This is a genomic window from Pseudomonas sp. RIT288 (genome assembly GCF_000631985.1).
GTDB lineage: Bacteria > Pseudomonadota > Gammaproteobacteria > Pseudomonadales > Pseudomonadaceae > Aquipseudomonas.
On record NZ_JFYN01000034.1, the window covers coordinates 209,835 to 223,195 of the forward strand.

At 61.6% G+C, this 13,361-nt stretch carries 10 protein-coding genes; 2 read left to right on the plus strand and 8 right to left on the minus strand.

The features are described 5' to 3' along the window. Nucleotides 1-64 precede the first annotated feature (64 nt). Nucleotides 65-1,819: a hypothetical protein gene (locus tag BW33_RS19760; protein ID WP_047600722.1), complete on the plus strand. Its 1,755-nt coding sequence runs from the start codon at nt 65-67 to the stop codon at nt 1,817-1,819. Between the two features lie 135 nt (nt 1,820-1,954). Here BW33_RS19760 and serB read toward each other — a convergent pair whose 3' ends face one another. Further along, nucleotides 1,955-3,169: a phosphoserine phosphatase SerB gene (gene serB, locus BW33_RS19765; RefSeq protein WP_047600724.1), complete on the minus strand. Its 1,215-nt coding sequence runs from the start codon at nt 3,167-3,169 to the stop codon at nt 1,955-1,957. Nucleotides 3,170-3,303: 134 nt separating this feature from the next. On the opposite strand from serB, the gene BW33_RS19770 reads away from it, so the two are divergent. Continuing rightward, nucleotides 3,304-4,818 (plus strand): AhpA/YtjB family protein, encoded by a 1,515-nt coding sequence (locus tag BW33_RS19770; protein ID WP_047600725.1) that lies wholly within the window; start codon nt 3,304-3,306, stop codon nt 4,816-4,818. 270 nt (nt 4,819-5,088) lie between these two features. On the opposite strand, the gene BW33_RS19775 is transcribed toward BW33_RS19770, so the two are convergent. The 7 genes from BW33_RS19775 to cpdA all read right to left on the minus strand — a co-directional run bounded on the left by BW33_RS19775 (nt 5,089) and on the right by cpdA (nt 13,360). Then, nucleotides 5,089-5,799, minus strand: coding sequence for a PqiC family protein (locus BW33_RS19775; RefSeq protein WP_047600726.1), 711 nt, complete (start codon nt 5,797-5,799; stop codon nt 5,089-5,091). A gap of 186 nt (nt 5,800-5,985) precedes the next feature. Next, nucleotides 5,986-8,250, minus strand: coding sequence for a DNA topoisomerase IV subunit A (gene parC / locus BW33_RS19780; protein ID WP_047600727.1), 2,265 nt, complete (start codon nt 8,248-8,250; stop codon nt 5,986-5,988). Nucleotides 8,251-8,257: 7 nt separating this feature from the next. Next, nucleotides 8,258-8,782 carry a retropepsin-like aspartic protease family protein gene (locus BW33_RS19785; RefSeq protein WP_047600728.1) on the minus strand — a complete coding sequence of 175 codons (525 nt, stop codon included), beginning with the start codon at nt 8,780-8,782 and terminating at the stop codon, nt 8,258-8,260. Then, on the minus strand, nt 8,779-9,768 hold the full coding sequence (locus tag BW33_RS19790; RefSeq protein ID WP_047600729.1) for an esterase-like activity of phytase family protein: 990 nt from the start codon (nt 9,766-9,768) through the stop codon (nt 8,779-8,781). Before BW33_RS19790 ends, BW33_RS19785 begins: the two co-directional genes overlap by 4 nt. Continuing rightward, on the minus strand, nt 9,768-11,675 hold the full coding sequence (gene parE, locus BW33_RS19795) for a DNA topoisomerase IV subunit B (protein WP_007967400.1): 1,908 nt from the start codon (nt 11,673-11,675) through the stop codon (nt 9,768-9,770). Before parE ends, BW33_RS19790 begins: the two co-directional genes overlap by 1 nt. Nucleotides 11,676-11,717: 42 nt before the next feature. Continuing rightward, on the minus strand, nt 11,718-12,326 hold the full coding sequence (locus tag BW33_RS19800) for a YqiA/YcfP family alpha/beta fold hydrolase (RefSeq protein WP_047600730.1): 609 nt from the start codon (nt 12,324-12,326) through the stop codon (nt 11,718-11,720). A gap of 218 nt (nt 12,327-12,544) precedes the next feature. Further along, nucleotides 12,545-13,360, minus strand: coding sequence for a 3',5'-cyclic-AMP phosphodiesterase (gene cpdA, locus BW33_RS19805; protein WP_047600731.1), 816 nt, complete (start codon nt 13,358-13,360; stop codon nt 12,545-12,547). Between the last annotated feature and the right edge of the window lies 1 nt (nt 13,361).

Here is a 13,361-nt window from a genome sequence, read left to right on the forward strand (position 1 = left end):
GCAGTCTGCGGCAGCTCCTAAAGGTTGAAGGCCGACATGCTCATTTGCTGCTATGGTTTTTGGCATGAGCCCGACCCTATCTCCACCGCTGCTGAGCGCCCCGATCCCGACGCAAACGCGCCTGTCGTTCTGCGAAGCCACCCCGCGCGACCTCAAGCGCTGGATCGCCGGCCTGCCCAAGGCCAACATCGGCGAAACCGCCCGCCAGTTGTATCAAGGCCTGGGCGAACTCAACCAATTGCTCACCCCCAGTGACAATCGCCTGCAACTGCTGGAGCTGCTGCGCCCCGAGGTTTACTTCGTCTGCCAGCATCTGGAGCGGCACTTCCTGCATCAGGCGATCATGCTCGATGACCGTTCGCGCAAGATCGGCAACCTGTGTCAGGCGCTGCAAAGTCATCTGGCCATCGGCTACAAGCAGATCGTTCTGCGCATTACCCCCAAGTACCACAAGGATCGGGCAGCGCTGGTCAGCCAGGCCCTGCAACGCGCCACGCATGCGCTCAAGGGGCAACTGCTGCGGGCGACGCAGCTTTACAGCCCGCCGCCGGAACATCTGTGGTTCGAACTGCATCAGCTGTATCGCTGCGCCTGCGCCTTGCAGTTGCAACAGCGCCGGGTGCATGACGATCTGGCGAGCCTGAGCAGCGAACTGAGCCTGGAACAGACCTACATCGCCACCCTGCTGCTGGGCAGCGCCCGTTGCAATCAACTGCGCCAGAACCAGATCGCCCGGCTGGCCGAAGTGCTGGAACCATGGAGTGCCCTGCTCAAGTTGCATCCCGGCAGTCCGCAGGATGGACTGTTCGCCATCAGCGCCGAACTGGACGCCGGCCCGCGCTACCGCAGCATGTTTCGCAAAGAACAACAGGGCGCACTGCTGGGCTTCGATCCGCAACCGCTGGTGAATGTGATCGAAGCGCATTTACTGCAGCAGGAGACGTCGACGCCGCTGCCCGTTCCGACAGGACTGAGCCTCGATACCCTGCAACATTTGCACGCCAGTTGGGGGCAGGCTGCCGAGCGCAGTTTTCAGCGCACCGCCGGTCAAGGCAACCTGACCGTGTGCGTCGGCATGAGCGCCCTGCACTTTTACCTGGGCGGCGAACGCACCTTCAGCGAACTGCTGAAACATCCCGGCGCCCGCGCGGCGAACTTCAGCCGCGCGGTGGTCCAGGGCGAAAAGGACAGCTGGAGCCAGGCCTTCGACGCCGCACCGCAGAGCGCGACTGAGGAATTGCTGCCGTACGAAGAAATCCAGTACGACCATCTGGGCGAAGACGAGAGCCACACCGACAGCCCTCCGCACTACCCGACCTACAGCTTGCCGGTGATCAACCACAGTCCCGGCGGCTATTGTCTGGCGTGGCCAAGCGAAGTACCCGCCGAACTGCAGGCCGGGGAAATGCTCGGGATTCAGGACAGTGCGAATCAGGGCTGGAGCATTGCGGTGGTCCGCTGGATTCGTCAGGTACGCGGCAACGGGCCGCAAATGGGCATCGAGCTGGTGGCCCCACACGCCGAACCCTGCGGTTTGCAACTGGTGCGTTCGCGGGATGATCACAGCCACTATTTGCGCGGTCTGTTACTGCCCGAGATCAGCGCCATCGACGTGCCCGCGACCTTGCTCGCCCCGCGTCTGCCATTTCAGGAAGGCAATAAAGTGCTGATCAACACCCACGGCGAAGAACACCGCGCCGGTCTGGATCGACGGGTGGCGAGTACGCACAGTTTCAATCAGTTTGCCTATCGCTCGCTGGAGGCCGCGCGCAATGGCGGGAGCGAGGAGGATTTCGATTCGTTGTGGAAATCGCTTTAAAGCTTTAAAGAAACTGTGGCGAGGGAGCTTGCTCCCGCTGGACTGCGCAGCAGTCCCACTCTCTTGAGTCAAAGAGCGGGGCCGCTTCGCGCCCCAGCGGGAGCAAGCTCCCTCGCCACAGAGGCCGCCTCAGGCTCAGAGCTGCCCGTCGCGATCGCGGAAGCCCAGCAGATACAACACGCCATCCAGTCCCAAGGTGGAAATCGCCTGCTTCGCCGACTGTTTGACCAGCGGCTTGGCGCGGAACGCCACACCCAACCCGGCAATCGCCAGCATCGGCAGGTCATTCGCACCGTCGCCCACAGCGATGGTCTGCTCCAGACGCAAGCCTTCCTTGTGCGCCAGCTCCTTCAGCAGATCCGCTTTACGCTGCGCATCGACGATCGGCTCGATCGCCACGCCGGTGCACTTGCCATCGACCACTTCCAGTTCGTTGGCGAACACGTAATCGATACCGAGTTTGGCCTGCAACTGCTTGGCGAAGTAGGTGAATCCGCCGGACAGGATCGCGGTCTTGTAGCCCAGGCGCTTGAGTTCGGCGAACAGGGTTTCCGCGCCTTCGGTCAGGCGCAGCGAGGCGCCGATCGAGTCCAGCACGCTGACATCCAGGCCCTTGAGCAGCGCCAGACGCTCTTTGAAGCTGGCGCGAAAATCCAGTTCGCCGGCCATTGCGCGCTCGGTGATGGCTGAGACTTGCTCGCCCACCCCGGCGGCCTTGGCCAGTTCATCGATGACTTCGGCTTCGATCAGCGTCGAGTCCATGTCGAACACCGCCAGACGCCGGTTGCGACGGAACAGCGAATCTTCCTGGAAGGCGATGTCGACGTTCAGCGCTTGGGCGACACTGAGGAATTCGGCCCGAAGAGCCTGCGGATCAGCCGCTTCGCCACGCACCGAGAACTCGATGCAGCCCTTGCCCTTGTCCGCCGGAGTGTCCAGCGGCATGCGACCCGACAGACGGTCGATATGGTCGATGTTCAGGCCATATTTGGCGGTGATCGAGCTGACTGCCTGCAATTGACCTGCGGTCACTTTACGGGTCAACAGGGTGACGATGTGGCGTTTCTTGCCCTGATTGCCCACCCATTGCTGGTAATCCTCTTCGGACACCGGGGTGAAGCGCACCTGCTGCTCAAGCTCGTAGCCCTTGAACAGGATGTCCTTGAGCACGGCTTTGCCTTGCTCGGAGTCGGGAATCTCAACCAGGATGCCGAACGACAGGGTGTCGTGGATCACCGCCTGACCGATGTCGAGAATGTTCACACCACCTTGTGCCAGAACGCCGGTAATGGCCGCAGTCAGACCCGGACGGTCGACTCCCGTGATGTTAATCAGGACGATTTCGCGCAACGCGCACCCCCGCAACTGGAAAAAAACCGCATTCTACCCACTTTCAGTGACCATCGGGCACCGCGAGCGCTTTGCCGGTCTAGGGCCTGTCGCTATACTGCGCGTCAACTTCACGGACAAAAGAGCCGAGCTCAGTGAACCGGCCCACGCCAGTTAAAACCGATAACTTCTTCCTGCTGATCTTCCGTGCACTGCGTCATCGCCGTGTGCCGATTGCATTGCGCATTGCCAGCCATAACGTGATCCTGGTCGCTCTGGCCCTGGTGATCTATGCCGGGGTGATGGGCTTGCAGTTCAAGCAGGCCATGCACGAGCAGGCCGATGCGCTGGGCGAAAGCCTGACCACGCAGACCGCCACCTCCGCCACTGAACTGTTGGTGTCCAACGACATCCTCAGCCTCAACGTGCTGCTCAACAACCTGACCAAGAACAAGCTGGTGGCCCACGCGGCTATCTATAGCGTGGACAACCGCATCCTCGCCGAATCCGGTCAGCGTCCCAAGCACAGCCTGCTGGGCGAAGCCGAGGGCATGTACGAGAGCAAGATCACCTTCCAGGACGTGACCGCCGGGCAACTGCGCATCAGTCTGGACATGGATCAGTTCCAGCAGCCGATGACCATCAGCCTGCAGAGCATGGGCATTCTCAGCGCGATTCTGTTGGCGCTGTCGCTGGCCCTGAGCCTGCGCATGGGTCGCTATCTGTCGACGCCGTTGCTGCAATTGCGCGTCTGGCTGCGCAATATCGACGAATACACCCCGGGCACCGACCGGCAGGACGAGATCGGCGACCTGGCGCGTCAACTGCACGCCAACTTCGCGCCGGAGCCTGCGCCTCAACCCGAGCCTGCGCCGGAACCCGAGTTCGAAGACGAAGATGAGCCAGAGTTCGAAGTGCGCAATCTGCGTGACCCGAGCTTTGACGAAACCCGCCCGATGGCTGCGCAAAAACCTGCGCCGCGCCACGTGGTCAGCACCGTTGAAGACGATGATGACGACGAAGACCCGTTTGCCGATCTGCGCGACGAGTCGCTGACCGAAGCTGTTCCGGCGCCGCGCAAAGCGACACCAAGCGTGCCGCAACACAGCGCGGTGCTGGCAATCCAGTTGGGCTCGCAGGAACAACTGCGTCGCCTGCCGCGTGCCCGCCTGGAAGAGTTGCTGGAGCGCTATCGCGACTGCCTCGATCAGGCCGCGTCGCTGTATCAGGGTGAGATCGAAACCCTGAATGATGGCAGCACACTGATGCTGTTCCACACCGAAGACAGCGGTGACGACTACCTGACCAATGCGATCTGCTGCGGTGAATTGTTGCGGGCGCTGGGCCATCAGTTGCAGATCGAAGTCGCCGACAGCGGCATCACCCTGCAATTGCAGTTGGGCCTGACCCTGGGCGACGAGCTGTTCGGCCTGAGCCAGATCGACCTGCTGCTGACCGATTCGGCCCAGGATGCACTGGCCCTGTCGCAGCACAGCCGCAACCTGCTGCTGGTCGAGCGCAAGATCGGCGACGATGCGCTGATTCGCCAGCGTGCACGGATCCGTCCGATCGCCAGCCCTGAGGGGGCTTGCTGTGTCGAGCGGTTGATGGAGCCTTATCCGTCGATGCTCGAACGGCAACTGGCGCGGATGCATGAGCGCCGGGCGTAATCCTTAGGCCTGAAACACAGGAGCCCGCAGACAAGCGATTGTCTGCGGGCTTTTTTGTGGCTGCCTGAAAGGATCCTTCGAACGCGGCATCGCATCGAGTAGGAGCTGCAGCACGCTGCGATCTTTTGATATTGATCCTGATACGGCCAGATCAAAAGATCGCAGCCTTCGGCAGCTCCTACAGGGTTCGCGTGTGTGGTCCCCCTTATCCGTTCGTCCAGACACAACAAAGCCCGCACTCGGCGGGCTTTGTTTCGACTCAAACCAGACTCAGAAGCGGAACACTTCCATATCGGTGCGAATCGGCGAGGCCATCGGAATCTTTGGCTGCTTTTCTGCATCCGCCGCCGGCGCTGCCGGTTTAGGCGCTGCTTTACGCGGTGCTTCGGCCACCGGAGGCTGGTTGGCCAATGGCTTGAGCGCCACCGACAACTGCTCGGCCAGACGCTGCAGCAGAATCCCCTGCGCCTGCACCTGCGAAGCCGTGGTGCCCGCATGCAGCTCTTGCAGATGAACGATACGGTTGTCGCGCACCTGACCACGACGGTCGATCAGACGCCATTGCGCGTCGAGGATCGCCGGTTGTTTCTCGCCGGAGTCCAGACGCGTGATGGTCAGCAATACCTGCACATCCGGAGTAAAGCCCAAGGTGGCCGGTGCCAGCACCACACGTTGACTGTCCAGACGACCGGCGACCTGACGCATCAGCAATTGATCGATATCCGACGAAAGGCTGCCAGCCCAGCGACCATCGGTCGATGCCTGCAGGCTGCCGTCCGGCTGACGTTGCAGCAGGGTTTCACGTTGCAGGTAGTCGGCCACGACTACCGGGCCCAACAAAACCGCCATGCCTGCGCTTTGCGCAGGCTGAACCGGACTTCCACTGTCCAGTTGATACAGCGACACCGGCTGGTGAACGCTGCAGCCCGCCAGGCCCAAAACGCCAGCGAGCAGGAAAATAAGGGGGCGCAGAGCAGTCATCATCCCGTCCAGGTGGCCGCCACAAGGCTGACCACAGTGAAAATACTCAATAAATATGAAGAACGCTCGGCCACGCCGGCGCTTGGAAAGGCCATATCATCCGTGAATATGCGTTCCGACTCCAGCGCCAAAGCGTCGATCTACGCGTTAAATCGTAGATAGACGCCTCTAGATCGGCGTTTTCGCCTAATTGAGGTTTTCGACGAGCAGCGCATCGACCCGCTGGAAGCCACGTGGAAGCTTGTTACCACGCCGTCCACGCTCACCTTTGTAGTGTTCGAGGTCTTCAGCTTTCAGTTTATACGGACGTTTACCTGCTTGCAGGATCAACGTAGCCCCTGCGGGGATAACCGCAATGTCCGTGACAAACTCTTCACGGCTGGCGACACGGTCACCCGGCACACCGATGATCTTGTTGCCCTTGCCCTTCGCCAACTGCGGCAAATCGCTGATATTGAAGACCAGCATCCGCCCCTCGCTTGTCACGGCGGCAAGCAAGTCATTCTCGCGATCAGTCACCGGACGCGGCGCGATCACCTTGGCGTTGTTCGGCAAGCTCAACAGGGCTTTACCGGCCTTGTTCTTGGCTTGCAGGTCTTCGCCTTTGACCACGAAACCGTAACCGGCGTCGGAGGCGATCACGTACAGCGCATCGTCTTCCGGCATCAGTACGCATTCGAACGTCGCGCCCGGTGGCGGGGTCAGACGCCCGGTCAACGGTTCACCCTGGCCGCGCGCCGACGGCAAGGTGTGGGCGGCGACCGAATAGCTGCGGCCAGTGGAGTCAATCACCACGGCAGACTGGTTGGAACGTCCCGCCGCCGAGGTCTTGAAGCCGTCACCCGCCTTGTACGACAGACCGGTGGCATCGATGTCATGGCCTTTGGCCGAACGGATCCAACCTTTTTCCGACAGCACGACGGTAACTTTCTCGTTCGGCAGCAGATCGTGTTCGGTCAACGCTTTCGCTTCTGCGCGCTCGACGATCGGCGAACGACGATCATCGCCGTAGGTTTCAGCGTCTTTCAGCAGCTCGGTGCGCACCAGCTTCTTCAGCTTGGCTTCGCTGCCCAGCAAGGCTTGCAACTTGGCTTGCTCCTTGAGCAGCTCGTCCTGCTCGTCGCGCAGCTTCATCTCTTCCAGACGCGCCAACTGCCGCAGACGGGTGTCAAGGATGTAGTCGGCCTGAATCTCGCTGAGGGCAAAACGCTCGATCAGCTTGGCTTTCGGGTGCTCCTCGGTGCGGATGATGTGGATCACTTCATCCAGGTTGAGGTAGGCGATCAACAAACCGTCCAACAGGTGCAGGCGACGCTCGACCTTGTCGAGGCGGAATTGCAGGCGGCGGCGCACGGTCAGCACGCGGAATTCCAGCCATTCGACCAGCAAGGCGCGCAGGTTTTTCAGCTGCGGCTTGCCATCCAGACCGATAATGTTGACGTTGACCCGGTAGGTCGACTCCAGCTCGGTGCTGGCGAACAGGTGCTGCATCAGCGCTTCGTGATCGACGCGGCTGTTGACCGGAATGATCACGATACGGCACGGGTTTTCGTGGTCGGATTCGTCGCGCAGGTCAGCGATCTGCGGCGCTTTCGACGGTTTGGCCTGCATCAGCGCGGCGATCTGCTCCAGCACCTTGGCCCCGGAGACCTGGTGCGGCAGCGCAGTGACGATGATGTCGCCGTCCTCGACGTGGTACACGGCGCGCATGCGCACCGAGCCCTTGCCGGTTTCGTACATTTTCAGCAGGTCGGCGCGCGGGGTGATGATTTCCGCTTCGGTCGGGTAATCCGGGCCTTGAATGTGCTCGCAGAGCTGTTCGACCGTGGCTTTAGGCTCATCGAGCAGGCGCACGCAGGCGGTGGCGACTTCGCGCAGGTTGTGCGGCGGCACGTCGGTGGCCATACCGACAGCGATGCCGGTGGTGCCGTTGAGCAGGATGTTCGGCAAACGTGCCGGCAACACCAGTGGTTCCTGCAGGGTGCCGTCGAAATTCGGGCCCCAGTCAGCGGTGCCCTGGCCCAGCTCGCTGAGCAGCACTTCGGAATAGCGCGACAGGCGTGCTTCGGTGTAACGCATGGCGGCGAAGGATTTAGGATCGTCCGGCGCACCCCAGTTGCCCTGGCCGTCGACCAGTGTGTAGCGATAGCTGAACGGCTGGGCCATCAGCACCATCGCTTCGTAGCACGCCGAATCGCCGTGCGGGTGGAACTTGCCGAGCACGTCACCGACGGTACGCGCCGATTTCTTGTGCTTGGAATCGGCGTCCAGCCCCAGCTCGCTCATCGCATAAATGATACGCCGCTGCACCGGTTTCAGGCCGTCGCCGATATGCGGCAGGGCACGGTCCATGATCACGTACATGGAGTAGTTGAGGTAGGCATTTTCGGTGAAGTCAGCCAGCGATCGGCGTTCTACGCCGTCTAAGCTGTCTGCAAGGATGTCGCTCATGCGGGCCTCATCGGTTCGTTGTCTGGCGCAGCAGCATGGTGCCGCCGCGCTGGGTAAATTCAAGTTTGTTCAGGGCGCTCATGCCGAGCAGCACCTGGTCACCATGCAGCCCCGGCGCCACCAGTGCGCGGACATCCCGCAGCACGATGTCACCCAGTTGCAGGCGTTCGATTTTGGTCCGGTAGCCCTGGCTCAGGCCGTTGGCCGTGCTCAGGGTCACACCGAAACCTTCTTCCAGCTTCAACCGTTTGGCCAGATCCGCCGGGATCGCCACATCGGTCGCGCCGGTGTCGAGCATGAACTCCACCGGCTCACCGTTGATCTGGCCACTGGCGACAAAATGCCCTTGAGCGTTGCCGGCCAGCTTCACTTCGATCACGCCGCCATGCTGCTCGGACGTGACCACCACGTTCGGATTCTGCTGACGTTCTTCCCACTCGCCGAAAAACCGCGTGGCCAGAAACAGCCCCGCGCACCAGGCCAGAATCATCAATACCCGGCCGGCACGCTTGCCCGGCGGTTGCTGACTCACGGTTTGGCGCTCCAGCCACCTTCAGGCGCGGCGAAGCGCCAGACGATCGGACGAACCTCACCGTCGGCCCGCGGGCCGAAATTATTGTCGACGCCGACCCACGCACCATCAGCGTCAACGATCAATGCCTCCTCCAAACCGAAGTTCTGCGAGTAACGGCGGTTGGCCTGCAGCAGTTCCGCGGCGTACGACCAGCAACGCTCGACCTTGGCGGTCTGCGCATCGCGCCGACAAATCTGGAAGGCGTTGCGTTCAAGGGTAAACAATTTGCCGTTGAACAACGAAAGGTCGGAAAAATCGCGGTCGACCGCTTTGGCATGCGGGAACTGCGGCGGCTGCATCTCCTTGCCGCCCTCGCTGAGCAGCACGCAACGACCGTCGCAATCCCACACCGTCTGCTGACGCTTGATCAGCAGCAAGCCACGGCTTTGCCGTTCGGCGGCCAGCCACATCTGATCGCCCGCCGGGTTGATCGCCAGACCTTCGAAGATCGCATTGAAATGCAGGAGCATGCCACTGGCCCGCGCTTCGCGAACCATCATCGGCGAAATCTTCAGCCAGTTGACCGGGCCGCTGACGGGCACCTGCAAGACCGCCGCGTGGCCCTCGCTGACAATGTAGCGATTGCCGGCGCTGTCGCAGCTGATGCCTTCGAAATCCAAGTCGCCACCGCGCACGAACGACGCCGCCCAATTGCGCGAACGCAATCCCCACGGCAAACCGGTCTCCGGCACCAGAGGCACGTCGATGTGCAAGGCTTCGGCCTGCCAGACCTGATCGGCGGTATTGAGCCGATAGATCTGGTCGTCATCGCGGTCCGACACCGTCCACAACTCGCTGCCACACATGGCCAGCCCCGACAGATTGCCGCCGCGCATGCCGTCGACCGGGTGTTCAGAGAGCACGCGCAATTCCTGCAACGGCTCCGCCGACACGCCTATCGCACTCAGCAGCAACGCACCCGCCAAGGCCCAGCCAAACCGCATCAGGCCAGCACCTCGGCGAGGTTGCCCTTGGATTCGAGCCAGGTCTTGCGGTCACCGGCGCGTTTTTTCGCCAGCAGCATGTCCATCATTTCCGAGGTCTCGGCGAAATCATCGCCCAGCGTCAATTGCACCAGACGCCGGGTGTTCGGGTCCATGGTGGTTTCACGCAACTGCGGCGGGTTCATTTCACCCAGGCCCTTGAATCGGGTGACCTGCGGTTTGCCGCGTTTCTTCTCGGCCACCAGACGATCGAGAATCCCGTCGCGCTCGGCTTCGTCGAGGGCGTAGTAGATCTCTTTGCCGAGGTCGATGCGGTACAGAGGGGGCATCGCCACGTAGACGTGACCGGCATCCACCAGCGGGCGGAAATGCTGGACGAACAACGCGCAAAGCAAGGTCGCAATGTGCAGACCGTCGGAGTCGGCGTCGGCGAGGATGCAGATCTTGCCGTAACGCAGCTGGCTCATGTCGGCAGCACCCGGATCGACACCGATGGCCACGGCGATGTTATGCACTTCCTGGCTGGCCAGCACTTCGCTGCCGTCGACTTCCCAGGTGTTGAGGATCTTGCCGCGCAACGGCAGGATCGCCTGGAACTCTTTATCCCGCGCTTGCTTGGCGGAACCGCCGGCGGAATCACCTTCGACCAGGAACAACTCGGAACGCATCGGGTCCTGACCCGCGCAGTCGGCCAGTTTACCCGGCAGCGCAGGGCCCTGAGTGACGCGTTTACGCTCGACCTTTTTACTCGCTTTCAAGCGGCGACCGGCGTTGTTGATCGCCAGTTCAGCCAGCGCCAGACCGGTTTCCGGGTTGGCGTTGAGCCACAGGCTGAAGGCGTCCTTGACCACCCCGGAGACAAACGCCGCCGCTTCACGGGACGACAGACGCTCTTTGGTCTGGCCGGAGAATTGCGGTTCCTGCATCTTCATCGACAGCACGAAAGCGATGCGTTCCCAGACGTCTTCCGGCGCCAGCTTCACGCCGCGCGGCAGCAGGCTGCGGAATTCGCAGAACTCGCGCATCGCGTCGAGCAGGCCCTGACGCAGACCGTTGACGTGGGTACCGCCCTGCGCCGTCGGGATCAGGTTGACGTAGCTTTCCTGCACCGCGTCGCCACCTTCCGGCAACCACAGCAGCGCCCAGTCGACCGCTTCTTTATTACCGGCGAGGCTGCCGCAGAATGGCTCGTCCGGCAGGCGTTCGAACTCGCTGACCGCGTCTACCAGGTAGGAGCGCAGACCGTCTTCGTAATGCCACTCGACTTTTTCGCCGGTGCCCTTGTCTTCGAAGCTGACCAGCAGCCCCGGGCACAGCACAGCCTTGGCCTTGAGCACGTGCTTGAGGCGGCTGATGGAGAATTTCGGTGAGTCGAAGTATTTCGGATCCGGCGCGAAGTACACGCTGGTGCCGGTGTTGCGCTTGCCGACGGTGCCGACGATTTCCAGCTCGGTGGCCTTGAAGCCATCCTTGAAGGTCATCTGGTATTCGTTGCCGTCACGTTTTACCCGTACCCGGACTTCGGTCGACAAGGCGTTGACCACGGAAATACCCACCCCGTGCAGACCGCCGGAGAACTGGTAGTTCTTGTTGGAAAACTTGCCGCCCGCATGCAGCTTGGTAAGGATCAGCTCGACACCCGACACACCCTCTTCCGGGTGAATGTCGACCGGCATGCCGCGACCGTCGTCACTGACTTCCAGCGAGTGATCGGCGTGCAGAATGACCTGCACCGATTTGGCGTGGCCGGCCAGGGCTTCGTCGACACTGTTGTCGATGACTTCCTGGGCGAGGTGGTTCGGCCGACTGGTGTCGGTGTACATGCCGGGGCGTTTGCGCACCGGGTCGAGGCCCGAGAGGACTTCGATGGCGTCGGCGTTATAAGAGCTAGCGCTGGGAGTGGCCATAGGGTCTCGTCGTCAGTGATTCAATGAAAAAGGGGCAAGACTTCACAGTTCGGTGAAATCGATTGCCTGATACAAATCGGCGCCAATGCCGGCAAAACTCAGTAACGCCGGCAATTGCCCGGCAAAACCCTGGTAACCATGGTCGCCGCCGGCCTGAATGCGCAGGGCACAGGCCCGGTAATACTGCTGGGCGAGGCGATAATCCAGTGTTTCATCGCCGGTCTGCAACCACACCTGATAACGCTGTGCATCCACGGGCGCCGGCACTTCCAGCTCGGCCAGGGCCGTCACATGGTCGTGGGTCAATTCCCAGGTCTCATCGGTATACAGGTTTTTCTGCGTGCCCAGGTATCCGTCGAACATCCGGTGCGGGCTGACCGCCGGGTTGACCAGCAGGGCTTTCAAGCCGTGGCGCTCAGCCAGGTGAGTCGCATAGTAGCCGCCGAGTGAGCTTCCCACCAGCAACGGCCGGCCCAGCTCGGCAATCGCCTGCTGCAACTGACCGATGGCTTCACGCGGGTGGTGATGCAGCGCCGGGACACGCAATTGGTCGCTCAAACCCAGCCGTTCCATCACCTCGACCAGCTGACAGGCCTTTTTCGAGGCCGGCGCGCTGTTGAAACCGTGGATATAGAGGATCGAACCGGACATTTGAGCTCCCTGAGTGTCGGCGAAAGATAGCGGAGTTTACAGGGAGTCAGAGCAGTATGGGCCATACAAATGATGTACATGACCGACCGATGCGATGCTGCCCTCGCGGCCCCCGCTACCTCCTGTAGGAGCTGCCGCAGGCTGCGATCTTTTGATTGTAAGAGCAGGAGCAAAAGATCGCAGCCTGCGGCAGCTCCTACAGGGTTGTGCAGTAAATTTCAGTAGCCGTTGGAGCCGTAATCGACGGTGAATTGGAAGTCGGTAACGCGCTCGACACCGGTTTCCAGCCGCCCGTCCGGCAGCAGCCGCAACCAGCGATACCCCGGCGCCTGTTCGCCGACCTTGAAGTCGTCACTGCCCGGCTCGAACTGAATGCAGGTCGAAGGCGAGGCCATCAGCCGTACGCCGTTGCGTTCGCGGTCGATTTCCTGATGCACATGCCCCCACAACACGCCGCGGGCCTGCGGAAAACGGTCCAGCACGTCGAAAAATGCTTCGGGATTGCGCAAGCCGATCGGCTCCATCCACGGGCATCCGATCGACACCGGATGATGGTGAAAGCACACCAGATGATGGCGCTCCGGGGCTTCACTCAATGAGCGCGCCAGCAATTGCAGCTGATCGTCCTGCAGATAACCCGGCACAGACCCCGGCACCGCCGAGTCGAGCAAGGTCACGCGCCAGTTGCCGATATCGACCACCGACTCCAGCAGCGCGCTTTGCACCGCAGCCTCAGCCATGATCAGCGGCTCATCGTGATTGCCGGGAATCCAGCGCGCCGGAGCATCGATCTGCGCGCTCATCTGGCGAAACAGCTGATATGACTCCAGCGTGCCGTCCTGAGAGATATCGCCAGTGGCCAGCATCAGATCGATCTGCGGCTGCTGCCCCAGCACCAATTCAATGACCTTTTGCAGGCTCTCGCGGGTGTTCATGCCCAGCAGCGTGCCGTCCGCCTCGGCGAACAGATGACTGTCGGATAACTGCACCAGCAACGCCGGATCGGCGGTGGTCAATGCGGATACGCTCGGCAAG

Bases quoted from the DNA above. Each gene is read 5' to 3' on its own strand.
- BW33_RS19790 (WP_047600729.1), bottom strand. From the start codon at position 9,768: ATGCGGTTTGGCTGGGCCTTGGCGGGTGCGTTGCTGCTGAGTGCGATA.
- parE (WP_007967400.1), bottom strand. From the start codon at position 11,675: ATGGCCACTCCCAGCGCTAGCTCTTATAACGCCGACGCCATCGAAGTC.
- BW33_RS19800 (WP_047600730.1), bottom strand. From the start codon at position 12,326: ATGTCCGGTTCGATCCTCTATATCCACGGTTTCAACAGCGCGCCGGCC.
- parC (WP_047600727.1), bottom strand. From the start codon at position 8,250: ATGAGCGACATCCTTGCAGACAGCTTAGACGGCGTAGAACGCCGATCG.
- BW33_RS19760 (WP_047600722.1), top strand. From the start codon at position 65: ATGAGCCCGACCCTATCTCCACCGCTGCTGAGCGCCCCGATCCCGACG.
- BW33_RS19775 (WP_047600726.1), bottom strand. From the start codon at position 5,799: ATGACTGCTCTGCGCCCCCTTATTTTCCTGCTCGCTGGCGTTTTGGGC.